Here is a 25,473-nt window from a genome sequence, read left to right as displayed (position 1 = left end):
GGAGGCGCCGCTTCACCGCAGGAAACACGTATGGGCATCGGCAGCCATATGCCGAGAACGATGGAGGCGATCATGTCACCCCGGCTCGACGGACCGCGTACCCACGATGCGACGTCAGCATGTCCTCAGGGACTGACCCACTCAGACTCCCCCGCCGCGAACGCCGGAGACGGCACGCGCAACAGCAGCACCAGCAGCACCGCCGTCGACAGCGTCGACGACTACGGCGTCACCGACGGTCTCGAAGGACTTCCCGAGATCCCGCCCTACGACGAAGTGGGGCCACTGGACGCCAGGGCCCTGTCGAAGACGCTCTTCGCGCGGCTCGAATCCCTCGAAGAGGGCACCCACGAGTACTCGTACGTCCGCAATACGCTCGTCGAACTGAATCTGGCCCTGGTCAAGTTCGCCGCCTCCCGGTTCCGCTCCCGCAGCGAACCGATGGAGGACATCATCCAGGTCGGCACCATCGGCCTGATCAAGGCGATCGACCGCTTCGAGCTCAGCCGGGGCGTGGAGTTCCCGACGTTCGCGATGCCGACCATCGTCGGCGAGATCAAGCGCTTCTTCCGCGACACCAGTTGGTCCGTGCGCGTACCGCGCCGACTGCAGGAGCTGCGGCTCGACCTGGCCAAGGCGGGCGACGAGCTCGCCCAGAAGCTGGATCGTTCACCCACTGTGGGCGAGCTCGCCGACCGCCTCGGCATCACCAACGACGAGGTCGTCGAGGGCATGGCCGCGAGCAACGCGTACACCGCGAGCTCGCTGGACGCCAAGCCCGAGGAGGACGAGCACGAAAGCGCGCTGGCGGACCGTATCGGCTACGAGGACCACGGGCTCGAAGGCATCGAGTACGTCGAGTCCCTGAAGCCGCTGATCGCCTCGCTGCCGGGCCGTGACCGCACCATCCTCTCGCTCCGGTTCGTCGCCAATATGACGCAGTCGGAGATCGGTGAGGAGCTGGGCATCTCCCAGATGCATGTGTCGCGGCTGCTCTCCCGCACTCTGGTCAAGCTCAGAAAGGGCCTGACGCTGGAGGAGTGACGGGCATATCGCGCGCCCGCGGAACACCCGCACGGCGCACCGTGAGCCCCATGCGGAAGGACCTGCCCGGCAAAGGGCGGGTCCTTCCGCATGTTTGACGGGGCGTCATGGATGGCTTGTCACGGGCGAGGTGCCGTGTGGCCGGCGCTCAGAGGACGCGCTCGCCGTGCTGCCAGACCGCGTGGACCAGCGGGACGCCCGGCCGGTAGGCGAGGTGGACATGGCTGGGTGCGTCGAGGAGGACCAGGTCGGCGCGGGCGCCGGGGGTGATGCGGCCGATGTCCGTACGGCGCAGGGCCGCCGCGCCGCCCGCGGTGGCGGACCAGAGGGCCTCGTCCGGGGTCATGCCCATGTCGCGTACGGCGAGGGCGATGCAGAAGGGCATGGAGGACGTGAACGACGAGCCCGGGTTGCAGTCGGTGGAGAGCGCGACGGTGGCGCCCGCGTCGAGGATGCGGCGGGCGTCCGGCCAGGTGGCTCGGGTGGAGAACTCGGCACCGGGAAGAAGGGTGGCGACGGTGTTGCCCTGGGCCAGGGCGTCGACGTCCGCATCGGTGAGGTGGGTGCAGTGGTCGGCGGACGCGGCGTCGAGTTCGACGGCGAGCTGGACCCCGGGGCCGTGGCCGAGCTGGTTGGCGTGGACGCGGGGGTGCAGGCCCTTGGCGCGGCCGGCGGTGAGGATGGCGCGGGCCTGGTCGCCGTCGAAGGCGCCCTTCTCGCAGAAGACGTCGACCCAACGGGCGTACGGGGCACAGGCGTCGAGCATCGCTCCGGTGACCAGGTCGACGTAGCCTGCCGGGTCGTCGGCGTAGTCCGGGGAGACGATGTGGGCGCCGAGGTAGGTGACCTCTTCGGTGTGCTGAGCCGCGATGCGCAGGGCACGGGCCTCGTCCTCGACGGTGAGGCCGTAGCCGGACTTGGTCTCGAAGGTGGTGGTGCCCTGGCGCAGCGCCTCGGCGAGGTAGCGGGCGACGTTGGCGGAGAGTTCGTCGTCGGTGGCGGCGCGGGTGGCGGCGACCGTGGTCCTGATACCGCCCGCGCTGTAGGGGCGGCCGGACATCCGGGCGTTGAACTCCTCGGTGCGGTCGCCCGCGAACAGGAGGTGGGAGTGGGAGTCGACGAAGCCGGGGATCGCCGCCCGGCCGCCCGCGTCGACGGCGTTGTCAGTGGCGGGTGCTTTGCTTGATTCACCGGTCCAGACGACCCGGTCGCCCTCGATGACGACGGCCGCGTCCCGGATCAGACCCAGGGGGGAATCCGCGCAGAGGGAGGGGTCGTTGGTGACCAGACTGGCGATGTTGGTGATGGCGGTCGTCGTCATCGGGAGACTGCTCTCCTTGTGTATCGGCTTGCGGGGCGGCCCGTCGGTGGGTCTGCGGGGCGCCGGTCAGGGCGCCCCACACGGCGGTCTCCGGATCGACGGTCTCCGGGTCGGTGCGCTCAGCGGTGCAGTGCGCCGATGGCCGAGGCGAGCGCTGCGGGGACGTCCTCGACCAGCGTGTGCTGCCCGTCACGGACGATGTGCCGGCCTGCCACGACCGTGTGCCGCACATCAGCTGCGGAGGCGGCGAATACGGCTGCTTCGGCAGCAAGCCGGGGCACCGGCCCCGCAGTTCTGACGGAGTCCAGGGCAACGGTCACCAGATCGGCGGGTGCACCGGGTTCGATGATGCCCGCCCGCGGCCGGCCGAGCGCGGTATGTCCGTCGGCGGTCGCGGCGCGCAGCAGTGCGGCCGCCGTCCAGTGACCGCGCGCCCGGGTGCGCAGCCGCTCGTTGAGCTCCATCGCCCGGGCCTCTTCGAAGAGGTCGATCACGGCATGGCTGTCGCTGCCGAGGGAGAGCGGCGAGCCTGCGCGCTGGAGGGCGACGGCCGGACCGATTCCGTCGGCGAGGTCGCGTTCCGTGGTGGGGCACATGCAGGTGCCGGTCGCCGAGGAGCCGAGGAGCGTGATGTCCTCGCCGGTGAGGTGGGTGTTGTGGATGCCGGTGGTGCGCGGGCCGAGGACCCCGTGGTCGGCGAGGAGCCGGGTGGGCGTGCAGCCGTGGGCGGCGAGGCAGGCGTCGTTCTCCGCGGTCTGTTCGGAGAGGTGGACATGGAGCGGGGCCTGCCGCTCCTCGGCCCAGGCGGCCACGGTGGCGAGCTGCGCGGCGGGGACGGCGCGTACGGAGTGGATGGCCGCGCCGATCAGGGCGTGGTCACTGCCCTTGAGGAGGGAGGCGCGTTCGGCCCAGGCGTCCGCGGTGGTGTCGGAGAAGCGCAGCTGGTGCTGGTCGGGCTCCTGGTACTGGGTGGGGCGCCGGCCGAATCCGGCGGAGAGATAGGCGGTGTCCAGCAGGGTGATCCGGATACCGGCCTCGCCCGCCGCCGCGATCAGCGCCTCGCCCATCGCATTCGGGTTGCTGTACGGGGTGCCGCCCGGAGCGTGGTGCAGATAGTGGAATTCGCCGACCGCGGTGATACCGGCCAGCGCCATTTCGGCATACACGGCACGGGCGAGGTCGTAGTACGAATCGGGGGTGAGCCGGGAGGCGATCTGGTACATCGTCTCGCGCCACGTCCAGAAGGTGCCGGAGCCGACCTGGACGGTGGAACGCAGGGCGCGGTGGAAGGCGTGCGAGTGGGTGTTGGCGAGCCCGGGAAGGGTGAGCCCGCGCAGCACGATGGCGCCCGGCGGCGGGGTGACGACACCGGTGCGGACGCCCGCGACGATCCCGCCGGACACGTCCAGGGCGACGCCCGGCTCGACATGGGTGCCGAGCCAGGCGTGGGACAACCAGTACGTCACGGTGACGGGCGTGCCCGTCGGTTCCGTTGTCAGCTGCACGCGAGACCTTCCAGTACATCGGCGAGAGCGATCACCCCGGCCACGCAGTCGTCCTCGGCGGCGTACTCGGCCGGCGAGTGCGAGATCCCGGTGGGGTTCCGGACGAACAGCATGGCGGTAGGGACTGAAGCGGACAAAATACCCGCGTCGTGTCCGGCGCCGGTGCCCAGGACGGGTACGGCGCGATCGGCGTCGCCCCGGCCCGTCAGGATCTTGCCGAGCTCGTCACGCAGGGCGTGCTCGAACTCCACTACGGGCGTGAAGGACTCCCGTACGACATCGAGGTCGATCCCGGCCCGCTCGGCGTGTTCCCGGGCGGCCCGCTCGATGCCGCCGACCACGGCGTCGAGGCGGTCCTGGTCGGCGGCGCGGGAGTCGAGCCAGCCACGGACGAGGGAGGGGATGGCGTTGACACCGTTCGGCTCGACGCTGATCTTGCCGAAGGTGGCGACGGCTCCGGCGAGCTCCGCCTCGCGGCGGGCGGCCAGCACGGTCTCGGCGTACGTGAGCATCGGGTCGCGCCGGTCGACCAGGCGGGTGGTGCCCGCGTGGTTGGCCTCGCCCCGGAAGTCGAACCTCCAGCGCCCGTGCGGCCAGATGGCGGAAGCAATGCCGACCGGGTCACCGGTGAGGTCGAGGGCGCGCCCCTGCTCGACATGGAGCTCGACGAACGCGCCGATCCGGGCCAGCCGTTCGGGGTCGGGGCCGATGGCGTCGGGTTCGTATCCGGCCGCCTCCATGGCCTGCGGCAGGGTGATGCCGTCACCGTCGCGGAGCCGGTGTGCCGCCTCGACGGTCAGCTGTCCGGCGGCGAGCCGGGAGCCCACACAGGCAAGCCCGAAGCGGGCCCCCTCCTCGTCACCGAAGTTGCTGATGGCCAGCGGCCGGGTGAACTCCGCTCCCCTGCGGCGAAGTTCGTCGAGCGCGGCGAAGGAGGAGACCACACCGAGCGGCCCGTCGAAGGCGCCGCCGTCCGGTACGGAGTCGAGATGCGATCCGGTGACTACGGCGTCCCCCGCGAGGGGGTCACCGAGCCAGGCCCACTGATTGCCGTTCCGGTCGACCTCGTAGGTGAGCCCGCGCGCCTCGGCCTGCGCCCGGAACCAGGCACGGCAGTCGGCATCGGCCCCGGTCCAGGCGTAGCGGCGGTAGCCCCCGCTGTCCTGATGCCGGCCGACCGGCAGGAGTTCGCGCCACATGGCATGGAACGACGGTGCGCCGTCCCCGGCCCCGTCCCTTTCCCGGGTCACTGCCCCACCGCCGTCCTCCCGGGTCACTGCCCCTCCGTCATCGGTACGCGCACGCCCTTGTCCGCGGCGACGGACTCCGCGATGTCGTACCCGGCGTCGACGTGCCGGATGACGCCCATGCCCGGGTCGTTGGTGAGCACCCGGCGGATCTTCTCGCCCGCCAGCTTCGTGCCGTCGGCGACGGTCACCTGCCCGGCGTGGATGGAGCGCCCCATCCCGACGCCGCCGCCGTGGTGGATGGAGACCCAGGAGGCGCCGGACGCCACATTGACCATGGCGTTCAGCAGCGGCCAGTCGGCGATCGCGTCGGACCCGTCGAGCATGGCCTCGGTCTCCCGGTACGGGGAGGCCACGGAGCCGCAGTCCAGGTGGTCGCGCCCGATGGCCAGCGGAGCGGCCAGCTCGCCGGAGGCCACCATGTCGTTGAACCGCTCGCCGGCCCGGTCGCGCTCGCCGTAACCGAGCCAGCAGATCCGGGCGGGCAGTCCCTGGAAGTGGACGCGTTCGCCGGCCATTTTGATCCACCGGTGCAGGGACTCGTTCTCCGGGAAGAGTTCGAGCATCGCCTTGTCGGTCTTGTGGATGTCCGACGCCTCGCCGGACAGTGCGGCCCAGCGGAACGGGCCCTTGCCCTCGCAGAACAGTGGCCGGATGTACGCGGGGACGAACCCGGGGAAGTCGAATGCCCGGTCGTAGCCCGCGAGCCGGGCCTCGCCGCGGATCGAGTTGCCGTAGTCGAAGACCTCGGCCCCGGCGTCCATGAAGCCGACCATCGCCTCGACGTGCTTGGCCATCGACTCCCGCGCGCGCTGTGTGAAGTCGGCGGGCTTCTCGGCGGCGTACGAGGCCATGTCGTCGAAGTCGACACCGAGCGGGAGGTACGCGAGCGGGTCGTGCGCGCTGGTCTGGTCGGTGACGATGTCGATCGGTGCGCCCTCGGCGAGCATCCGCGGCAGCAGCTCCGCCGCGTTGCCCAGCAGACCGATGGAGAGCGGCTTGCGGGCGTCCCGGGCCTCGGTGGCCAGCTGGAGCGCGTGCTCCAGGGAGTCGGCGCGCACATCCAGGTAGCGGTGCTCGATCCGGCGCTCGATGGCGCGCGGGTCGCAGTCGATACAGATCGCGACACCGTCGTTCATGGTCACGGCGAGCGGCTGGGCGCCGCCCATGCCGCCGAGTCCGGCGGTCAGCGTGATCGTGCCGGCCAGCGTCCCGTTGAACTTCTTCGCCGCGACGGCGGCGAACGTCTCGTACGTGCCCTGCAGGATGCCCTGCGTACCGATGTAGATCCACGACCCGGCGGTCATCTGGCCGTACATGGTGAGCCCGAGCGCCTCCAGGCGACGGAACTCCTCCCAGTTCGCCCAGTCGCCCACCAGGTTGGAGTTGGCGATCAGTACGCGCGGCGCCCACTCGTGCGTCTGCATGACGCCGACCGGACGCCCGGACTGGACGAGCATCGTCTCGTCCTGCTTGAGCGTCCGCAGCGTGCGCACCATCGCGTCGAACGAGCGCCAGTCGCGGGCCGCCTTGCCGGTGCCGCCGTAGACGACGAGCTTGTCGGGGTGCTCGGCGACCTCGGGGTCGAGGTTGTTCTGCAGCATGCGCAGGGCGGCCTCCTGCTGCCATCCCAGGGCGCTCAGTTCCGTACCGCGCGGTGCCCGTACGGGGCGGGGTCCTGACATGGCGATGCCTCCTCGCAACTTGTAAATCTTCTATTCACATCCTGGCGGCCTGAATACTCGTAGTCAACAGCCCCGCGCCAATGGCCGGCCGAACAGCACCCGGCCGCCCCGCGCGCAGGGCGCCCCGGCGCACCTCCAATACACGCTTCGAAGATCCCTTGCGCATGTACCTATGGAAAATGCCAGAACTTCCACCTGGCGCGAGCACGTTGCGTAGCCTCTGGGTCACAGCCGTACGCCACGTCGGGAGGGGAGTGCGCGTGCCCGGAATCGACGAGTGCCTGCTCGAAGTCATGAGGCTGCCCGGTGCCCGCGGCGCCGCGGTGGTCGACTGGACGAGCGGCCTCGCCCTTGGCACCATCGGCGAATCGCCCAACGGCGATCATGAGGCCACCGCTGCGGAGACGGCCGAGGTCGCGAGGATGGCGGCCGAGCAGCCGGCCTTCGCGCTGGGGGCCACCGGACCGTCAACCGCGTTACCGGAAAAGGCCGTTGCGGGAGCGCCGCCGCCGGTGGAGGACGTCATCGTCACCACCCGCGCCGGGTACCACATCCTCCGTTTCGTCGAGACGGCCTTCGACAGCAGCGTCTTCGTCCATCTGTGGCTCGACCGCGCGGAGGGCAATCTGGCCCTCGCCCGGATACGGCTGGGCGAGACGGCCGAGCGGCTGGTCCTTGCATGAGAACCGCCCCCGCTCCGGTCACGGCCCTCTCGCCCATGCTGCAGCGCCTCGCCGACGAGCGTGCCACCGGCGCCCTGATGCGCGACCGCGGCACCCTCTATCTCGCCGAGGGTCAGGTGGTCCACGCCGAGAGCCCGGCGACGCCCGGTATAGACGTCCTGCTCACCACGGGCGGCGGCCTGCACCGCGACGGCTGGTGGGAGGCGGTCGCCAGGGCGGGCGCCGGGCAGCGGGTCGGCCGCTATCTGGTGGACAGCGGGCGGGTGCCGGGCGGCGCGCTGGAGCTGTGCCACCTCGGCGCGCTCTACGACGCGGCGTTCTTCGCGCTCGCACCCACCCGGACCCCGGCCCGGTTCCGCTACGGGGTCTCCCATTGGATCGGCCCCGTCCGCCCCGTCCCCGTCGATGCCGTGCAGCGCGAGACGCTCCGGCGCCGGGAGCTGCTGGAGCGGATCTGGCCCGACGCGGCGGGCGACAGCGCACCGCTCGTACGGACGGCCCGTCCCGTCGACGCACCCGTTCCGCCGGCCCGGCGCCGCGTGCTCGATCTCGTGAACGGGGTGCGTACCGCATCGGACATCGCCCAGGAGCTGGGCAGGCCGGCGTTCCACGTACTGGTCGGTCTGCGGCGCCTGGCCGCGGCCGGACTGGTCGAAGCGGTACGGGAGCTGCCGGCCGCGACCGCCCCCGGCCGGGTCGCACTTCCCGAGGTCACGGCCGACCCCGACGTCGCCCTGCTGCGCCGGCTCCGAGACGCATTGGAGGCCCTGTGATACGCGCGCTCAGACAGCGTGCCGGGAGGAGACAGCTGATGGTGCCCGAGGCCGAAGTACAGGAGGTCCTGGCCGAGCTCCAGCGGTTACGGGCCAGGGTCCCGCTCCTCTCCGGCGCCCTGGCGGCCAGCACCGACGGTCTCGTCCTGGCCCATGACACCCCGGGCGTGGAGGCGGAGGGCGTCGCCGCACTGACCGCGGCCGCGCTCGGCGTCGCGATCCGGATGGCGGACGCGACCGGCCGGGGCGGCTTCCGTGAACTTCTCGTACGGGGCGAGACCGGCTACATCGCGACGTACGCCGCAGGCTCCTCGGCCGTCCTCACGCTGCTGGCCGAGGACCGGATCAACGTCGGCAGGCTCCATCTGGAGGGCCGCCGGGCGGGCACCCGTATCGGCGCACTGGTCGACACCGCACTGGAACGCGCCGCACAGCCGGCGCCCGCGGCCCGCGCCCCCGAGCAGCGTCCGGCACAGCCCGGACCGCTGCCTCACCGCACGTAACACCACCCACCCCGGAAACAACCCACGGATCCGGTCGTCCCGGCCGGCCAGGAAAGGAACGAGCACTCATGGCGAACACCGAAGCGTCACTGAAGGAAGCGATGACGTCCATCGAGGGCACCCTCGGTGTCGCCCTCGTCGACTACACCAGCGGAATGGCGCTGGGCACCCTCGGCGGCGGCAAGGACTTCAACCTGGAGGTCGCGGCCGCGGGCAACACCGATGTCGTACGCGCCAAGCTCCGCACGATGGAGCACCTCGGCCTCCAGGACGAGATCGAGGACGTTCTGATCACGCTCGGCGGTCAGTACCACCTGATCCGGCTGCTCAAGGCCCGCGGCAGCAACGGTCTCTTCCTGTACCTGGTGCTGGACAAGGGCCGCGCCAACCTGGCCATGGCCCGCCACCAGCTGAAGCGGATCGAGGCCGAGCTGGAGGTCTGACCCGGCGGCCTCAGCGCCGGCGCCGCGCCCCGCCGGGCGCGGCGTCGCCCGCCATCGGCCCGGTCGTCCGATACCCCTTCACCTGCTTGCCCGCGGGCCGTCCGCGCTCCACCCAGTCGGTCCGCACCCAGTACAGGGTGTCGTCCCGGCGCTCGCGCTGCCCGATCCTGGTGGCCTTGATCCAGAGTCCGGCCCCCGCGCCCGCGAGCACCATCCCGCCGGCCCCGGGCAGCAGGAACGCGCTCGCCACCGCTACGAGGAACGCCCCGAGCAGCCACCACCGGTGCCCGCGTCGCCAGTTGCGAACGGTCACGGCCCGGTCCTGAAGAAAATCGGACCGCCCGGCGCGGGTGGCGCCCCTGGCCAGTTCCGCGTACCGCCGGCCGCGTACGAGCGCCACCACGGCCGCGGTGACCAGGAACAGCGCCGCTCCGGCCAGCAGCCCGATCCGGCGTCCGGTGAGCCCCGGCACCAGTGCACCGATCGCCGTGGCGAGCAGCCCCGGCCACCACAGCGGTGCGGCTCCGGCCCGTACGATCACGGCCACCCTCGCCAGCGACTGCGCTCCGCGCCCCACGTCCGTACCCCTCTCCGCAGCTCTTTCTGATCCTTCCGGGGCCGGAGATTAATAGCCGTAGATGAGCGATGTCTGAGAAGCCGGTCCCGCCTATCGCTTCGCGCGATCACGTTTCCACCCCAGTACAGCACTGGTCTTCGACTCTTTCGTTGTCCACCGGTCGGTGTACTCGGAATCCGGCAGCACCCCTGATACGCGGAAAGCTCCGAACACGTCGTCAGGATCGGGCACGTCGAGAGTGATCCGGTTCCCGTGCGCGTCCACGGCATCGATGCGCACGTGGTACTCGACGTAGTACCTGCTCGTATGCGAATCGACCGACAAATCGAATGCCTCGCCAGGCTTGAGGGTGCGTGACGAGGCGTCGAAATAGGGCTTGCCGTTCCGCGTGAACTGCGGAAACCGCACATCGAGATCGAGGTCGACAGGGATCGTACCGCCGCTGCCGCCGAAGGGCGACAGACTCGTGGCGTGCACGGGTGCGGTCCGACGCGTCACGACAGGGGTGACATCGGTGACCCGCACGGGTCGCCCGGAGACGTTCGTGACGGTCAGCTTGTACACGGCGGAGCCCGCGCGAGCCACGTGCAGCCGCCGGAGCACGGCGTCGGCTCCTGCTCTGTCCGACATCATGCGCCCGAGGGCCGCTTCGTCCGCCGCACTGGTCACGCGCCGTTCCGAAACCAGCCCGGTGACCGGCGGATCGGCCAGGACCGTCGCGGACAGAGCGGGGTGGTGGCCCTTCCGCTCGTCAACCCGTGTCGGGGCTCCCGGTTCCGGTGCCGGTGTGGACGCCGTGCTGTTCCCTCCCTGTGTCTGTGGCGCGATGAGCACCCCCGCGGTCACCACTGCCGCCAGCAGTACTGCCCCGACGAGCGCGATCCGCCGGGTTCCCGACGGCCTCATGCCGAGCCGTCGGGCGGGCGAGGCCGCGCCGTGGACCGTCCCTGCGGGGGCATGGGCGGTGAGATGCGCGTAGATCTCGTCGACGGTGGAGAAAGCGAGCAGATCGGACGGATGACGCAGGTGCGCCATGGTGTCCGGGTCGCGCTCCTCGTACACGGTGGCAGCCACATTCAGCCACGCAGGGGTGCTCAGCACCCGCGCGAGAGGACTGTCCGCGGTACTCGCCAACTGCTCCAGCACCGATGCCCACCGGGCCGGGTCCGTGCACCGTGCGGTGAGGTAGGCCGTGGCCTGCGTGGCAATGACAGCGGCGATCTCGACACGGGCGGCCTCGCGCAAGCGCATCTCCATCCCGGCCAGCTCGCGGTACGGGGCTGTCCGGCAGACGAGGACGAGCGGGCCGCTGCCGGCGTGATCCTGGTACGCGTTGAGCTGAGCCAGGGCACGAACGGCACATCGGCGTCCGCCGGCCGCGGGGCCGCTGTCCATCTCGTCGAGGCCGTCCAGAACGGGCAGCACGCGGCGTTGCCTGATCAGTGCGCGTGCTTCATGGGCGTCGATCCCGTACGCGCCGAGCCGGCCGGCGAACCACTTCTCGAACGGCACCGCCGGATCCCAGCCCCGAAGCGATACCCGGAGCGGTACGGGGTCGGTGTCCTGGCGGTCGCCCAGCAGACCGAGCACGATCTCCAGGGCGAGAAGTGTCTTACCCGCTCCCGGATCGCCCGTGATGACCAGGCGTCCGGGGCATAGCTCCCGGTAGTAGCGCACGGCTTCGGCGAGGTGGCCCTCCGGCGCGGCCCCGGCGGCGTTGTTCGCGGGCTCACGCCGGTGGCGAAAGACGGTGTCGACGCGGTGGCCGCCCTCACCGAGCAGTCGGGCCCGGTGCTCGGTCTCCGCCGGAGCGATCCGCGCGGCCAGCGCCCTGACGCGCTGGTCCACGTCCGCCGCCGCCTCCGCCCGGTCGGAGCGGTACGCCACCCAGGACAGGAACGCGCCCGGCAGGGTAGGAGCCAGCGCCACCACAGTCGCGGCCGGCGGGGTCACTTCCGGCTGCTTGGAGAGCCATAACGCCAGTATCGTGGTGCCGATTTGCAGCGTCAGGTAAATCAGTGCTGCCCGGCGGGTGCGTATACCCATGCCTGACATCTTCCTGGCACACCGGCCCCGGGGACAGCCTGCCGTTCAGGCGCGGCGCTCCCCGTCACTCGACGAACAGTCCCCGCGCCACCGCTCGGGTGTCGAACTCCTCCAGCCGTGCCTGCACGTCGGGCAGGTCGTCGCACATCGCCTCCAGCAGCACCCGTCCCAGCAGCATGGGCGCACACGCGGTGTCGAAGGCGAGCCCGGTGCCGACGGCGGCCGGGATCAGCAGGTCGCTGCATTTGGCGACGGGCGCGAAAGCGGAATCCGCGACCGATACGACGGTCAGCCCCTGCTCCCTCGCGTACCCGAGGGCGTCCACGACCTCCTTCGGGTGTCGGGGCAGCGCGAAGCAGATCAGCGCCGAGGCGCCCGCCCGCCGCGCGGCGTCGATCCGGTCGTGCAACATGCTGCCGCCCTCGTCGAGCACCCGCACGTCGGGATGCACCTTGGCCGCGAAGTACCCGAACCCGCGTGCCTGCGAGGAGGCGGCCCGCAGCCCGAGCACCGGCAGCGGACGCGAGGCCGCCAGGAGCCTGCCCGCGCGCTCGATGGGACCGGGGTCGGCGAGCAGCTCGGCCAGATGTCGAAGGTTCTCGATCTCGCCGAGAACGGCCTGCTGGTACTCGTTGTACGCGTCGTCCCCGCCCTCCGCCACGGACCCGGCGGGGGTGACCTCGCGCAGGTGCCTGCGGAGTGCCGGATAGCCGTCGAAGCCGAGCGCCACGGCGAACCGGGTGACGGACGGCTGGCTGACCCCGGCGAGCTCGGCGAGCTCCACACTCGACAGGAACGGCACGTCCCCGGCTCTGCGCACCATCGAGTGCGCGATGCGCCGCTGGGTGGGTGTGAGCCGGTGCCCCTCGAAGAGCTGCTGCAACCGCGCGGCCGGGCTGCTCCCGCTCATGCTGTCCCCTTGGTAGATCCGTCGCACCACGGTCCGGCGCCGACAGATCCATTCAGCCAGTAAGGCGTCTGCATGTCCATATGCAGCGGCAGCGAGGGCCGGGCCTCCCCCGCGCTCAGGAACCGTGTGGACCCGGTCGGACCACCCATGCTCAGCAACCCCGCGGACCTGGTCGAACACCGCGCTCAGGAACCGCGCACGCCGTCCAGGACCTCGGTGACCGAGACCCAGGAGTTCCAGCGCCGCGTGAACACCCGCAGCGTACGACCGCCCTCCACCGTGCCGGCCCAGGAGCCGCTCCCGTCCTCCGCCTTCCCCGAGTCCCCCGGCGTCGGCCGCAGACCGCCCGATTCCAGTACGTCGCCCGTCTTCCTCAGCTGCTCCCGGGCCGTGGCCTCGTCGTCGTACTCGACGATGCAGTGCTGGGCCACGGCTCCGTCCCTGCCCGTGTACCACCGGCTGTAGCTGGTCTCGCCGGCCGCGCCCACCGGAGGGGGCGTTTGCGCGCAGGCTCCACCGGGACCCGGGTTCGGCAGGGGATCCTCCTGCGAGCCGGCGCCGGTGGTCGGTTGCTCGTCCTCCTTCCAGTGCCACGTCCCGTGAAGGGGCACCTCGTCCGCCCGCATCATCTGGACCAGACCGTCCTTGCGGAACGGATTGTCCGGCGTGGTGGCAACCGTGCCGCGCCGGTGCCGCTGATCCGCTCCGGTCGGCAGCACGGCCCAGGCCCCGGCGGCCATCAGCACCACGGTGCACACCACCACCGTCGTGGTCCTGCGGCGCGAACGCCGCCTCCCCCGCGCCCGGATCTCCTCGGCGGCAGGCAACCGCACCGCGACGCCGTCCAGCAGTTCCTCGACCTCAGCCATGGTGAACGCCCTCCACTCGCCCGGCAGTGACTATGGTTTCGGCGAGCCGCTCGCCGAGGATCTTGCGGGCCCGGTGGAGCCGGGTCCGTACTGCGCCGTTCGACACTCCCGCCTCGCGCGCCACCTCTTCCACCGGCAGATCCAGCAGATGGTGCAGGACCACGGCCTGGCGCTGCTCGATGCTCAGCTCGCCCAGTGCCCCGACCAGTGCCACCCGGTCCACCGAGAGACCGGGGACCTCCGTGGGCGGCCCGTGCCGGAAGTGCGCCCGTACGCGGTTGCGCGCCCTACGCCACGTACTGATCGCCAGCCGGATGGCCACCGTCCGCACCCAGGGCAGCGGATCGCCGTCGCGTGCCAGCCGGTCCCATCGCTGCCAGGCCCGCACATATGCCTCCTGCACCGCGTCCTCCGCCTCCGCCAGATCGCCGGTCACGGCGTAGACCGTGGCGACCAGGCGCTTGGCCGTCGCCGTGTAGAACGCGTCGAAATCCTCGTGCCCTGTCGGCATTGTCCCCCCGTCCGTTCATCGCGCCCAAGAAACGCTCTCGCCATGAACACGCTCCGGCGGACCCGGATGTTACGGACGACTTTCCGGCAGCGGCCGCACCCCCGTCGTGGGTTCGCCCTCATCGGCCGCACCGGTCCAAAGAGGGGGGGTAGCCCCACTGCCCGGAGCGCTCCCGATTCGTACCGTAAAAGACATGGAAACCCGTGACCCTGAGCTCAAGAGCGAGCTCGATGCCACCCTGCATGCCCGTAGTGAGCTGGGTTCGGATTACGAGTCCGCGCTCGTCGAGTCGTTCCTGGAGAAGGTCGAGCAACGTCTCGACACCACGCTCGACCGCCGTGTCCGGCGCCATCTCGCCGAGCAGCAGGTGAGCGTCGCCAGGGGTGCGCGCCCGCCGCAGCCCATGGGGAACTTCGGCGAGCGCTACGGCTTCGGGATCATCTCGCTGATCCTGGCCATCCCGCTCTCGGCGATCGGCGCCGCGGCCGCCCATACCGGGGGGCTGGTCGTCGCCTGGCTCGGCATCGTCGCCGTCAATGCCGTGCACGCCGCCCGCAGTTGGCCCTGGTTCCGGCACCGTTCCGGGCGTACCGAGTCCGACTGGGAGGACTGAGGGCCGCGGGCCGGGCCCCGAGGACACGGGGCGCTACGCCTGGCGGGTGGGCAGCACGACCAGCTGGCGCAGGTTGATGTGGCGCGCGCGGCTGGTGGCGTAGGCCACGAGGTCGGCGATCTCCTCGCTCGACAGTGCCCCGACCGCGTCGAACATGCCGTCGAGCTGCCCGCTCAGCTCGGCGTTGTCGATGTGGCCGCCCAGTTCCGTGTCGGTGAGACCCGGCTCGATGTTCGTGACGCGGACATCGCGAGGTCCGAACTCCGTGCGCAGCGACGACGACAGGTGGGTGAGCGCGGCCTTCGTCGCCCCGTACACCGCGTAGTTGGGAAACGCGACGTGCGCGCCGATGGACGAGATGTTCACCAGGTCCGCGGTGCGGCCGTCGGCAGCCGCCGCCACCAGGTCGGATGTGAAGGCCCGGATGATCCGCAGGGCGCCCGTCACATTGGTGTCGATCATCCGCTGCCACTCGTCCGTCCGGCCCTCGTCCACCGGATTCGGCAGCATCACACCGGCCGCGTTGACCACCAGGTCCACCTGCCCGAACGTGCTGTGCACCCGCTCGGCCGCGGCGTCCACGGACGCCTGGCCGGTGACATCGGCGGTGACGGCGAGCGCCTCACCGCCCTCCGCCTCGATCGTGGCGGCCAGTTCCTCCAGCCGCTCCGCGCGCCGGGCCAGCAGTGCGACCCTGACGCCCTGGGCGGCGAGCAGCCGGGCGGTCGCGGCGCCCATGCCGCTGGCGGCTCCGGTGATGACGGCGGTGCGGCCGGCGAGGGTCCCGTACGACATGTCCGTACTCCTTGTGCTCTCAGGCCCGGGGCGTTTCCCCTGGCCCGGTCCCACTCTGCGCGGCTGCCGCCCGGCTACCCAGGGATGCGTTGTTCCTGGGTCCGCCAGTACCAGGTTCGGCGCCCGCGCTTCTTCTACGATCGGCGTCATGGACGGCGACCTCGGTGATTTCCTCCGCTCAAGGCGAGCCCGCATCCAGCCCGAGGACGTGGGGCTGAACGCGTACGGCGGCCGACGGCGGGTTCCCGGACTCCGGCGCGAGGAGGTCGCGCAGCTCGCGGGAGTGAGCGTCGACTACTACATACGGCTGGAACAGGGGCGCGGCCCGAGCGTCTCGGACGCCGTGCTCGACGCGATCGCCCGAGTGCTCCAGCTGGACGAGACGGAGCACACGTATCTGCGTACGGTGGCACGCCCGCGGCCGCGCGCCTCGGCCCCGGCCGCCACCCAGCGGGTCCGCCCCGGTCTGCGCCTGCTGCTGGACACGCTCGGCGGGGCCCCGGCGTTCATCCTGGGCCGCCGGATGGACGTACTGGCGTGGAACGCGCTGGGGGACGCGGTCGTCGGCTACTCGCGGATGCGCCCGGCGGAGCTGAACATCCCGCGCCAGGTCTTCCTCGACCCGGCGACGCGCGAGCTCTATCCGGAGTGGGCCGCGGTGGCGGCGGAGACGGTCGCACATCTGCGACTGGACGCGGGGCTGCACCCCGACGACAAGCAACTGGCCACACTGGTGGGCGAGTTGTCCATGAAGAGCGAGGACTTCCGCCGGCTGTGGGCGGATCACCGGGTGAAGGCGAAGACCTACGGCGTCAAGCGCATCGACCACCCCGTCGCGGGCGAGCTGACCCTCCCCTACGAGACGCTCGGCGTGCCCGGCGACCCCGGCCAGTCCCTGGTGGTCTACACCCCGGAGCCCGGCAGTGAGACCGCGGAACGCATCGCGCTGCTGGCCAGCCGGGCGGCCGCACCGGCCGGATGAGGCGCCGCCGGAGGCGCGAACGTCCCCTCACCCGGCCGGCCAGGCACTCGCCCGTCGCACGGTCCGCGCACCTGACCGTCGCACGCCTCCGTCGCACATGGACGTATCGCGGGGACCGCCGCACCCCCGGTTTCCCAGGGGGCGGGACGACGGCGGTCCCCGCGAGGGACACGGTCCGGGTCAGGGCCGGTCACCGCGTCCTGGCGACGGTGGAGGTCCGGGAGCCGCTCCGTAGTCCGTGTCGCCGTATCGGGTGTCGGCGGGTTTCCCTGCCGACACCCATCAATCTGCCGGACTCGTGTTAAGCCGGTGCTGCGCGTACGTGTCGCGCTCGTACCGTTTTCGCGAAGCCCGGCCTCCGAACCGGCTACGGCTTGCCGGCCGACGCGTCCTTGGCGAGGAACGCCAGCAGGTCCTGCCTGCTGACCACGCCCTTCGGCTTGCCCTCCACCAGCACGATCGCCGCGTCCGCCGCGTTCGTACCGCCGAGCACCGCCATCAGGTCCGCGACCGGTTCGCCGGAGCCGACCTGCGGCAGCGGGGGCGACATGTGCTTCTCCAGCGGGTCGGAGAGCGAGGCGCGCTGAGCGAACAGGGCGTTCAGCAGTTCCCGCTCCACCACCGAACCGATGACCTCGGCGGCCATCACGTCCGGGTGGCCCGCGCCCGGCTTCACGATCGGCATCTGCGAGACGCCGTACTCGCGCAGGACGTCGATCGCCTCGCCGACGGTCTCCTCGGGATGCATGTGGACGAGCGTCGGGATCGGGCCGTCCTTGTGGTCGAGTACGTCCCCGACACGCGCCGACGGGCCGGTGGCCTCCAGGAAGCCGTAGTCGGCCATCCACTCGTCGTTGAAGATCTTGCTCAGGTAGCCGCGGCCGCTGTCGGGCAGCAGGACGACGACCACGTCGTCCGGCCCCAGTCGCTTCGCGACCTCCAGGGCCGCCACGACCGCCATGCCGCAGGAGCCGCCGACCAGCAGGCCCTCCTCCTTGGCGAGGCGGCGGGTCATCTGGAAGGAGTCCTTGTCGGACACGGCGACGATCTCGTCCGTGACCGTACGGTCGTACGCGCTCGGCCAGAAGTCCTCGCCGACACCCTCGACGAGGTACGGGCGTCCGGAGCCGCCGGAGTAGACCGAGCCCTCCGGGTCCGCGCCGACGACCTTGACCGAGCCGCCGCTCATCTCCTTCAGATAGCGGCCGGTGCCGCTGATCGTGCCGCCGGTGCCGACACCCGCGACGAAATGGGTGATCTTCCCGTCCGTCTGCTCCCACAGCTCCGGACCGGTGGTCTCGTAGTGCGAGCGCGGGTTGTTCGGGTTGGAGTACTGGTCGGGCTTCCAGGCTCCCGGCGTCTCGCGGACCAGCCGGTCCGAGACGTTGTAGTACGAGTCGGGGTGTTCGGGGTCAACGGCCGTCGGGCAGACGACGACCTCGGCACCGTAGGCGCGCAGCACATTGATCTTGTCCGTGGACACCTTGTCCGGGCAGACGAAGATGCACTTGTATCCCTTCTGCTGGGCGACGATCGCCAGGCCGACGCCCGTGTTGCCGCTGGTCGGCTCGACGATCGTGCCGCCGGGCTGCAGCTCGCCGCTCTGTTCGGCGGCCTCGATCATGCGCAGGGCGATACGGTCCTTGACCGAACCGCCGGGATTGAAGTACTCGACCTTGGCCAGGACCGTCGCCTGGATGCCGGCCGTCACACTGCGCAGCCTCACCAGCGGGGTATTGCCTACGAGACTGATCATCGAATCGTGGAATTGCACCGTGTACTCCGGGGTCTCCGAGATGGTGCGGCAAGCGTATGCGCACGGGCACGGGATTGGGCGAAGCGATTGAGCGACGGTCGCTGCGGGGCAGTTAGCTGTATGTACGGCGATACGGCAACGAGGAGGTGGACCGGACTGTGTCGAGGGCAAGGGTGGCACGGCGGATCGCAGCGGGCGCGGCCTACGGCGGCGGCAGCATCGGGCTGCTCGGCGCAGCGGCGGTAGGCGTACTGCTGGCCGAGGTCCAGCTGGCGAAACGGCACGTGGGCGGCGGTATCGCACCCGTTCCACCGAGCGCGGACGGGCGGTACGGGGTGGCGTTCACCGGCCCTGCGGCCCCGTTGCGGCTGGGGTTGCTCGGTGATTCGACGGCGGCCGGACAGGGGGTGCGCCGGGCCGGGCAGACACCGGGGGCGCTGCTCGCATCGGGACTCGCGGCGGTGTCCGAGCGGCCGGTGGATATGCGCAATGTGGCGCAGCCGGGCGCCCGGTCGGACGATCTGGAGCGACAGGTCTCGCTGCTGCTCGCCGACCCGTCCCGTACACCCGACGTGTGCGTGATCATGATCGGGGCGAACGATGTGACGCATCGGATGCCCGCCACCCAGTCGGTGCGCTGTCTGGCCACCGCCGTACGCAGGCTGCGTACGGCGGGTGCGGAGGTGGTGGTCGGCACGTGCCCGGATCTCGGCACGATCGAGCCGGTCTACCAGCCCCTGCGCTGGCTGGCCCGGCGGGTGAGCCGACAGCTGGCGGCGGCCCAGACGATCGGTTCGGTGGAGCAGGGCGGGCGGACGGTGTCGCTGGGCGACCTGCTGGGGCCGGAGTTCGAGGCGAATCCGCGGGAGCTGTTCGGTCCGGACAACTACCACCCGTCGGCGGAGGGGTACGCCACGGCGGCGATGGCGCTCCTGCCCACGCTCTGTGCGGTGCTGGGGCTGTGGCCGGAGTCCGACCGTCTGGACGGGGCCCGGCGCGAGGACATGCTGCCGGTGGCCGAGGCGGCCTCCCAGGCGGCCAGGGAGGCCGGTACGGAGGTCACGGGGGCACGGGCGCCCTGGGCGCTCCTCAAGCACCGCAGGCGGCGGCGTCTGCCCGCGGCCACGGAGCCCCATCCGCACCCGGAGGCGCATGGAGAGGCACCCCCGGAGACGCACGGGGAACCACAGGGGGACGCGCGCGAGGAGGCGCACAAGGACACGCACGAGGAGCCGTATGGAGAGTCGCACGGGGAGTCGCACAACCTGCCCGCCAGTTGATCGACTGAGCGGTCGCTTAGAAAAGAGGTCGGCGTCACATGCGCTGCCCGGTGACCCAGCACCTACGTACAGGTAACTTCCAAGTCAGCACCTGCCAGAACCCGCCTTCCAGCCCTCATGGAGCCGCGTGATGCCCGAAGCCGTGATCGTCTCTGCTGCCCGTTCCCCCATCGGCCGGGCCTTCAAGGGTTCGCTGAAGGACCTGCGCGCGGACGACCTGACCGCCACGATCATCCAGACCGCGCTGGCCAAGGTGCCCGAGCTGGACCCGAAGGACATCGACGACCTGATGCTCGGCTGCGGCCTCCCCGGCGGCGAGCAGGGCAACAACCTGGGCCGCATCATCGCCGTACAGATGGGAATGGACCACCTTCCCGGCTGTACGGTCACCCGCTACTGCTCGTCCTCCCTCCAGACCAGCCGGATGGCGCTGCACGCCATCAAGGCCGGCGAGGGCGATGTCTTCATCTCGGCCGGTGTCGAGATGGTGTCCCGCTTCGTGAAGGGCAACTCCGACAGCCTCCCGGACACGCACAACCCGCTGTTCGCCGACGCCGAGGCCCGCACCGCGGCCCGCGCCGAGCGGGGCGGCGACGACTGGCACGACCCGCGCGAGGACGGCCTGGTCCCGGACGCGTACATCGCGATGGGGCAGACCGCGGAGAACCTGGCCCGGCTCAAGGGCGTCACCCGCCAGGACATGGACGAGTTCGGCGTCCGCTCGCAGAACCTCGCCGAGGAAGCCATCAAGAACGGCTTCTGGGAGCGCGAGATCACCCCGGTCACCACCCCGGACGGCACGGTCGTCTCGAAGGACGACGGCCCGCGCGCGGGCGTCACCCTGGAGGGCGTGCAGGGCCTGAAGCCGGTCTTCCGCCCCGACGGCCTGGTCACCGCGGGCAACTGCTGCCCGCTCAACGACGGCGCCGCCGCGCTCGTGATCATGTCCGACACCAAGGCGCGCGAGCTGGGCCTGACCCCGCTGGCCCGCATCGTCTCGACCGGTGTCTCCGGCCTCTCCCCCGAGATCATGGGATACGGACCGGTGGAGGCCAGCAAGCAGGCGCTGAAGCGCGCCGGGCTGACCATCGACGACATCGACCTGGCCGAGATCAACGAGGCGTTCGCCGCCCAGGTGATCCCCTCCTACCGCGACCTCGGCCTGCCGCTGGAGAAGGTCAACGTCAACGGCGGCGCCATCGCCGTCGGCCACCCCTTCGGCATGACCGGAGCCCGGATCACCGGCACGCTGATCAACAGCCTGCAGTTCCACGACAAGCAGTTCGGCCTGGAGACCATGTGCGTGGGCGGCGGCCAGGGCATGGCGATGGTCATCGAGCGGCTGAGCTGAGCTGCAGCGGAGGGTAGGGGCGCCTGAGGTACGAAGGCGACACCTGCCCGCAGCGGAAGCGAAGCGAACGCGACCACAAATTCGAGCGGCCGAGCTGAGCTGCAGCGGACCCTGGCATAGCCGTCGGCCGGTTTCCCGCCGAGGACATGGCCGGTTCCGAGCCCCGACCGTGACCGAATCTCCCCCAGGATGTGACCTATCTCCTGGGGGAGAGTCATTCCCGCAGGTCACACCCATAACAGGGTTAAACCCCAGACTCAAAGACCTGTCCAATTCGTGACGTAATGCACTGACACCGGGCGCAGGTAGAGGACAAGCTGAGGTAGGAAGTCGGGGGATCGATTGAAACCGGGAGTATGTCAGTGAGCGCCATGTCTCTTGCCCTGTTGCTGACCACCGCCGCTGCCACGGCCGTCGGCACTGCCGCTCTGCACGCTGCTCACGGGCTGCGCAAGCAGATCACGGCCCTTCGTACTGAGCTGACCGAGGCCCGCGTCCAGGGTGTCGCTGTACCCGCGCAGAGCCGCAACGACGTGTCCGCAGCCGCCGAGATACGCGCGGCCGTGGCCGAAGCACTCGCCGAGGAGCGGGAGCGCGAGCTCGCCGAGGCCCGCGCCTTCTGGGCCACCCAGGAAGCGCGCGATGCCGCCGACGCCCCGTCCCTGCTGGGCGGACTGGCCGGGATCGGCGAGGACGCGCCGTTCTTCATGCCGCGCCAGGCCGACTTGGCGGGCCTCGAGGCGATGGACCTCGACGCCACCGAAGCGCTCGAAGAGCTGACGGAACTGGCCGAGCTGACGGACATGACCGAGCTGCCCGAGACGGCGGAGTTCGCCGAGGATTCCCCCGAGCTGGCCGCGGCCCGTCGCCGTCACCCCTCGCACCCCGACTTCGTTCCGGTGCAGGCCCCGGTCGTCACCGACCACGAGCGCACCGTGAACCGCCTCGAAGAGCTCGCCGACAGCCGTACGGAACTCGCCGATGTGCGCCCCGGCCCGCTCGGCACCCTCGATGTCTACGTCTTCGCCGACGGCACCACGCTCTGTATGACCCCCGGCCACCGCGAGACGGCCGAGCGCCTCGCCGAGTCGCTCCTCGCGGGTGAGCACCCGGTACTGCTGGGCGGATCCGGCGTCTCCGGCGCGTATGCCCTGACCTTCTCCTGCGGCAAGGAGAACGTCTACATCCTCGCCGACCGCGTCATCGCCTCGTTCTAGCCACCGGCACATCCGGGCAGAGCGGCTCTCGCCGGCCCCTGCCTCCGGGCCACCGCCCGCCCGCCGCTACGCGAACGCCCGCGCAGCGGCCTCCGCCACGAATTGCACGGCCTCGTCCAGCTCAGCCGACGGGGCCGTTTCCAGTGCCATCGCCAAGTCACGGCCCGCTACGGCAAGTTGATCGCCGATCGCGAAGATCCCGGCATCCGGAATGATCCGCGGTTCCCGGTCCGGCGCCTCGATGCGCTGGGCCCGCAGAGCCAATTCCCTGGCCGTGGCCAGCCCTTCGGCAGCCGCGCCGCGCTGCAGAAGGCTCTGCGGCGCGGCGCGCAGCCGGTCGGCGAATCGGTCCACGGCGGTGATCAGCGGGGTCGTATCGAGCACTCCGCGACCCTACGCGCCCTCCCGGGATGGTTGCCAACGGGCCACTTCCCGGCACGGTGCCGGGAAGGACCAGCAACGCGCAATGCGTCGGAGGCGCCGATGTCGCAAGTCTTCTCCGAGGAGACCCATCACAATCTGCTCTCCCGGATCCCCCGCTGCACCGGTCGTGAAGTCTCCGACTGGCTCCGCACCGTGGAGGCGGGCCCCGCTCTCCGTTTCGAGGAGAAGGTCAGCCGGCTGCGGAGCGAACACGACCTCGCCCACGGGCACGCGAAGGCCCTCATCCACGAGTACGACCTCAGAAGGACCGCGCGCAGCTTCTCCAGGCACGTGAGAAAGGGGAACGGCCCGCAGGCAGTGCCTGCGGGCCGTTCCGTTGCCGTTGCGGGGCGGTGCGTCAGTCGTCGCCGCTGAGGATGGAGAGCAGACGCAGCATCTCCAGGTAGATCCACACCAGGGTCATGGTGAGGCCGAAGGCCGCCAGCCAGGACTCCTCGCGCGGGGCGCCGAACGCGATGCCGTCCTCGACCTGCTTGAAGTCCAGGGCCAGGAAGCACGCACCGAGGACGATCCCGATGACACCGAAGAGGATGCCGAGGCCGCCGCTGCGGAAGCCCAGGCCGTCACCGCCGCCGAAGACGGCGAACAGCAGGTTGACCACCATCAGGAGCATGAAGCCCATGGCGGCGGCCATCACGAAGCCGTAGAAACGGCGGGTGACGCGGATCCAGCGCATCTTGTACGCGAGAAGCACACCGGCGAAGACACACATGGTGCCCAGCACCGCCTGCATCACGACGCCCGGCCCGATGTACGTGCTGACCGCGCTGGAGATCACCCCGAGGAAGACACCCTCGAAGGCCGCGTACGCGACGATCAGCGCCGGGACCGGCTTGCGCTTGAAGGACTGGACGAGCGACAGGACGAACGCCACCAGGGCGGCGCCGATCGCGATGCCGTAGGACTTGCCGAGGTTGGCCTCGTCGACCGGCAGCAGGGCCCAGGCGAGCGCGGCGCCGAGCACCACGGTGCCGAGCGTGAGCGCCGTGCGAGTGACGACATCGTCGATCGTCATCGCACCGGAACGCGCCGGTGCCTGCGGGACACCGTACTGGGTGTCCTGCTGGGCGTAGGGGTTGGTGGCGTACGGGTTGGCGGCGGTGCCCTGCGCGTACGGGTTGGCACCCGCTGCGGGGGCCCCGGCCTGCGGCGCCGCGTTGAAGCCCGCGTATCCGTTGTCGCGGCTGAAGCCCCGTCGCGAGAAGACCGGGTTGCTGCTCCTCATCTCACTCCTCCATGGCCACCCTGCGTGGCCTTCCCACAAGAGTAATGGCTGGGCAAAAGAATCAGGCTCGTGCTTGGGGAGGATCTTTGTGGAAGCCGGCGGCCGGTGAGGACCCCGGGCGGGATGGTCCGGGCGACCCGGACGAACCGCACTGCGAGATCACCACCGGAGCCGGTGGCACACGGCCTGCTCGGAGCTGCGGACCGGCCGGGCGCGGGTGCCCGCTCCCGGAGCGGCTGCACGACGAGGCCGGCTTCAAACGCCTGACTGTACGAAACCCCTGAGGACCGCGTCCGGCACGCGACCGTCACGCCCTGCCGCCCGCTCAGCCTCATGCGCGAAGTGGTGCCCGGAACCGGACTCGAACCGGTACGCCCCCGAGGGGCAGCGAGGTTTAAGCTCGCCGTGTCTGCATTCCACCATCCGGGCCTGGCGCGCGGCTCCGCGTTGGCACATGACCCTATCCGGGGGCTTCCTCCGATCAGCGGATCAGTGGCGCGATGTTGTCTTATTTTATTGACCGTTTGAGGGGTCGTCAGCACTCGCAAGAGGGCATCGTCACATGCCTGGGCGGGGTAGCGGGCACGGCGACCGGTAATCCGGATTGACGTAAAGTCGCCGCACCCGGACGGCGCATTCGCCAGGCGCGCGCCAGTGGTCGCCATGGGCACGCCACCCTGGCCGGCCAACAGGGGGCCGTGCCGATGTCCTCAGGGTCGGTGTCATACCGCAGGAGGACGCAGAGGCCCCTCGGTGCGACTCAAGACGGCCCCTGGAACGGGCACGGGGTCTGATGACCTGCGGCGATACGGCGGTGACGATGGAGGGGTTCCAAAGGCAACCGATCGCAACCCCGGACGAAGCCCTCGGCCGGAGCCCGAATCAGGAGATTCCCGTGACCACCACTTCCACCGCACACCGCGTCACCACGGTGGCTGCCCGCGCCACGGATCTGTCGAAGGTCTACGGAGAGGGTGAGACCAGGGTCACGGCCCTGGACCGGGTCTCCGTGGACTTCCCGCGGGGCGAGTTCACCGCGATCATGGGACCGTCCGGCTCCGGCAAGTCCACGCTGATGCACTGCGTGGCCGGCCTCGACAGCTTCAGCAGCGGTTCGGTACGGATCGGTGAGACGGAGCTGGGCTCCCTCAAGGACAAGCAGCTCACCCAGCTCCGCCGGGACAAGATCGGCTTCATCTTCCAGGCGTTCAACCTGCTGCCGACCCTGACTGCGCAGGAGAACATCACGCTCCCCATGGACATCGCGGGCCGCAAGCCCGACGCCGAATGGGTGCGCAAGGTCATCGACATGGTGGGCCTCTCCGACCGGCTGACCCACCGGCCGACCGAACTCTCCGGCGGCCAGCAGCAGCGCGTCGCGGTGGCCCGCGCCCTGGCCTCGCAGCCGGAGATCATCTTCGGCGACGAGCCGACCGGAAACCTGGACTCCCGCTCCGGCGCCGAGGTCCTCGGCTTCCTGCGCAACTCGGTGCGCGAGATGGGGCAGACCGTGGTGATGGTGACCCACGACCCGGCGGCCGCCTCCTACGCGGACCGGGTGATCTTCCTCGCGGACGGCCGGATCGTCGACCAGATGATGCACCCCACCGCGGACGGGGTCCTCGACCGGATGAAGGCGTTCGACGCCAAGGGCCGTACCAGCTGAGCCCGTCCGGCCACCTCCGCTCCCGCT

At 70.7% G+C, this 25,473-nt stretch carries 24 protein-coding genes, 1 tRNA gene and 1 pseudogene; 12 read left to right on the top strand and 14 right to left on the bottom strand.

Annotated features, from left to right (window positions below):
• Positions 1-72 precede the first annotated feature (72 nt).
• Positions 73-1,044, top strand: coding sequence for an RNA polymerase sigma factor SigF (locus IEZ15_RS27550; protein ID WP_114249069.1), 972 nt, complete (start codon positions 73-75; stop codon positions 1,042-1,044).
• A 148-nt stretch (positions 1,045-1,192) separates the two neighbouring features.
• On the opposite strand, the gene hutI is transcribed toward IEZ15_RS27550, so the two are convergent.
• The 4 genes from hutI to hutU form a co-directional block, all read right to left on the bottom strand.
• Positions 1,193-2,365, bottom strand: a complete 1,173-nt coding sequence (gene hutI, locus IEZ15_RS27545) for an imidazolonepropionase (RefSeq protein ID WP_189279816.1) — start codon at positions 2,363-2,365, stop codon at positions 1,193-1,195.
• Positions 2,366-2,484: 119 nt separating this feature from the next.
• A complete protein-coding gene (locus IEZ15_RS27540) occupies positions 2,485-3,870 on the bottom strand; it encodes a formimidoylglutamate deiminase (protein ID WP_114244891.1) in 1,386 nt (461 codons plus the stop codon).
• Positions 3,861-5,069 (bottom strand): allantoate amidohydrolase, encoded by a 1,209-nt coding sequence (locus IEZ15_RS27535; RefSeq protein WP_189279861.1) that lies wholly within the window; start codon positions 5,067-5,069, stop codon positions 3,861-3,863. The genes IEZ15_RS27540 and IEZ15_RS27535 overlap by 10 nt, the downstream gene beginning before the upstream one ends.
• Positions 5,070-5,143: 74 nt before the next feature.
• Positions 5,144-6,802: a urocanate hydratase gene (gene hutU, locus IEZ15_RS27530; RefSeq protein ID WP_189279815.1), complete on the bottom strand. Its 1,659-nt coding sequence runs from the start codon at positions 6,800-6,802 to the stop codon at positions 5,144-5,146.
• A gap of 260 nt (positions 6,803-7,062) precedes the next feature.
• On the opposite strand from hutU, the gene IEZ15_RS27525 reads away from it, so the two are divergent.
• The 4 genes from IEZ15_RS27525 (at position 7,063) to IEZ15_RS27510 (ending at position 9,204) form a co-directional block, all read left to right on the top strand.
• Positions 7,063-7,485 carry a hypothetical protein gene (locus IEZ15_RS27525; RefSeq protein ID WP_189279814.1) on the top strand — a complete coding sequence of 141 codons (423 nt, stop codon included), beginning with the start codon at positions 7,063-7,065 and terminating at the stop codon, positions 7,483-7,485.
• The gene (locus tag IEZ15_RS27520) at positions 7,482-8,258 is read left to right on the top strand and encodes a helix-turn-helix domain-containing protein (protein ID WP_229846138.1); all 777 of its coding nucleotides are present in this window, start codon (positions 7,482-7,484) and stop codon (positions 8,256-8,258) included. Before IEZ15_RS27525 ends, IEZ15_RS27520 begins: the two co-directional genes overlap by 4 nt.
• A gap of 38 nt (positions 8,259-8,296) precedes the next feature.
• Positions 8,297-8,761: a roadblock/LC7 domain-containing protein gene (locus IEZ15_RS27515; RefSeq protein ID WP_189279813.1), complete on the top strand. Its 465-nt coding sequence runs from the start codon at positions 8,297-8,299 to the stop codon at positions 8,759-8,761.
• Positions 8,762-8,829: 68 nt separating this feature from the next.
• Positions 8,830-9,204, top strand: a complete 375-nt coding sequence (locus IEZ15_RS27510; protein WP_189279812.1) for a hypothetical protein — start codon at positions 8,830-8,832, stop codon at positions 9,202-9,204.
• A 10-nt stretch (positions 9,205-9,214) separates the two neighbouring features.
• Here the strand turns inward: IEZ15_RS27510 and IEZ15_RS27505 are convergent, their stop codons facing one another.
• The 5 genes from IEZ15_RS27505 to IEZ15_RS27485 form a co-directional block, all read right to left on the bottom strand.
• Entirely contained in the window at positions 9,215-9,781 is a 567-nt protein-coding gene (locus IEZ15_RS27505; protein ID WP_229846137.1) for a hypothetical protein, read from the bottom strand.
• A gap of 90 nt (positions 9,782-9,871) precedes the next feature.
• Positions 9,872-11,827 carry an NACHT domain-containing protein gene (locus IEZ15_RS27500; RefSeq protein ID WP_189279811.1) on the bottom strand — a complete coding sequence of 652 codons (1,956 nt, stop codon included), beginning with the start codon at positions 11,825-11,827 and terminating at the stop codon, positions 9,872-9,874.
• Positions 11,828-11,891: 64 nt separating this feature from the next.
• A complete protein-coding gene (locus tag IEZ15_RS27495) occupies positions 11,892-12,737 on the bottom strand; it encodes a MurR/RpiR family transcriptional regulator (RefSeq protein WP_114244897.1) in 846 nt (281 codons plus the stop codon).
• 185 nt (positions 12,738-12,922) lie between these two features.
• On the bottom strand, positions 12,923-13,606 hold the full coding sequence (locus IEZ15_RS27490) for a hypothetical protein (protein ID WP_189279810.1): 684 nt from the start codon (positions 13,604-13,606) through the stop codon (positions 12,923-12,925).
• Positions 13,599-14,117 carry a SigE family RNA polymerase sigma factor gene (locus IEZ15_RS27485; RefSeq protein WP_114244899.1) on the bottom strand — a complete coding sequence of 173 codons (519 nt, stop codon included), beginning with the start codon at positions 14,115-14,117 and terminating at the stop codon, positions 13,599-13,601. The genes IEZ15_RS27490 and IEZ15_RS27485 overlap by 8 nt, the downstream gene beginning before the upstream one ends.
• Positions 14,118-14,310: 193 nt before the next feature.
• Between IEZ15_RS27485 and IEZ15_RS27480 the strand changes: the two genes are divergently transcribed.
• Positions 14,311-14,730 (top strand): hypothetical protein, encoded by a 420-nt coding sequence (locus IEZ15_RS27480; protein WP_114244900.1) that lies wholly within the window; start codon positions 14,311-14,313, stop codon positions 14,728-14,730.
• A gap of 33 nt (positions 14,731-14,763) precedes the next feature.
• Here IEZ15_RS27480 and IEZ15_RS27475 read toward each other — a convergent pair whose 3' ends face one another.
• Positions 14,764-15,525, bottom strand: coding sequence for an SDR family oxidoreductase (locus IEZ15_RS27475; protein ID WP_189279809.1), 762 nt, complete (start codon positions 15,523-15,525; stop codon positions 14,764-14,766).
• Between the two features lie 148 nt (positions 15,526-15,673).
• Here IEZ15_RS27475 and IEZ15_RS27470 point away from each other — a divergent pair, with 148 nt between their 5' ends.
• The gene (locus tag IEZ15_RS27470; protein WP_114244902.1) at positions 15,674-16,507 is read left to right on the top strand and encodes a helix-turn-helix transcriptional regulator; all 834 of its coding nucleotides are present in this window, start codon (positions 15,674-15,676) and stop codon (positions 16,505-16,507) included.
• Positions 16,508-16,874: 367 nt separating this feature from the next.
• Here IEZ15_RS27470 and IEZ15_RS27465 read toward each other — a convergent pair whose 3' ends face one another.
• Positions 16,875-18,281 (bottom strand): cystathionine beta-synthase, encoded by a 1,407-nt coding sequence (locus IEZ15_RS27465; protein ID WP_114244903.1) that lies wholly within the window; start codon positions 18,279-18,281, stop codon positions 16,875-16,877.
• 155 nt (positions 18,282-18,436) lie between these two features.
• On the opposite strand from IEZ15_RS27465, the gene IEZ15_RS27460 reads away from it, so the two are divergent.
• The 3 genes from IEZ15_RS27460 to IEZ15_RS27450 all read left to right on the top strand — a co-directional run bounded on the left by IEZ15_RS27460 (position 18,437) and on the right by IEZ15_RS27450 (position 22,111).
• Positions 18,437-19,543: an SGNH/GDSL hydrolase family protein gene (locus IEZ15_RS27460; RefSeq protein ID WP_229846141.1), complete on the top strand. Its 1,107-nt coding sequence runs from the start codon at positions 18,437-18,439 to the stop codon at positions 19,541-19,543.
• Between the two features lie 130 nt (positions 19,544-19,673).
• The gene (locus tag IEZ15_RS27455; RefSeq protein ID WP_189279808.1) at positions 19,674-20,894 is read left to right on the top strand and encodes an acetyl-CoA C-acetyltransferase; all 1,221 of its coding nucleotides are present in this window, start codon (positions 19,674-19,676) and stop codon (positions 20,892-20,894) included.
• A 386-nt stretch (positions 20,895-21,280) separates the two neighbouring features.
• A complete protein-coding gene (locus IEZ15_RS27450; RefSeq protein WP_444545161.1) occupies positions 21,281-22,111 on the top strand; it encodes a hypothetical protein in 831 nt (276 codons plus the stop codon).
• A gap of 66 nt (positions 22,112-22,177) precedes the next feature.
• Here IEZ15_RS27450 and IEZ15_RS27445 read toward each other — a convergent pair whose 3' ends face one another.
• Entirely contained in the window at positions 22,178-22,495 is a 318-nt protein-coding gene (locus tag IEZ15_RS27445; protein ID WP_189279806.1) for a hypothetical protein, read from the bottom strand.
• A 99-nt stretch (positions 22,496-22,594) separates the two neighbouring features.
• Here IEZ15_RS27445 and IEZ15_RS27440 point away from each other — a divergent pair.
• Positions 22,595-22,810: pseudogene (locus IEZ15_RS27440) on the top strand (DUF4287 domain-containing protein); the annotation flags it as partial.
• Between the two features lie 82 nt (positions 22,811-22,892).
• On the opposite strand, the gene IEZ15_RS27435 reads toward IEZ15_RS27440, so the two are convergent.
• The gene (locus tag IEZ15_RS27435; RefSeq protein WP_114244906.1) at positions 22,893-23,780 is read right to left on the bottom strand and encodes a Bax inhibitor-1/YccA family protein; all 888 of its coding nucleotides are present in this window, start codon (positions 23,778-23,780) and stop codon (positions 22,893-22,895) included.
• A 343-nt stretch (positions 23,781-24,123) separates the two neighbouring features.
• A tRNA-Leu gene (locus IEZ15_RS27430) sits at positions 24,124-24,209 on the bottom strand.
• A gap of 466 nt (positions 24,210-24,675) precedes the next feature.
• Here IEZ15_RS27430 and IEZ15_RS27425 point away from each other — a divergent pair.
• Positions 24,676-25,446 (top strand): ABC transporter ATP-binding protein, encoded by a 771-nt coding sequence (locus IEZ15_RS27425; RefSeq protein WP_114249073.1) that lies wholly within the window; start codon positions 24,676-24,678, stop codon positions 25,444-25,446.
• The last annotated feature ends 27 nt before the right edge of the window (positions 25,447-25,473 follow it).

It is taken from the genome of Streptomyces atratus (genome assembly GCF_014648655.1).
Taxonomy (GTDB): domain Bacteria; phylum Actinomycetota; class Actinomycetes; order Streptomycetales; family Streptomycetaceae; genus Streptomyces; species Streptomyces atratus.
Note: the sequence above shows the minus strand (reverse complement) of the source record. Positions and strands in the feature narration are given on the sequence as shown.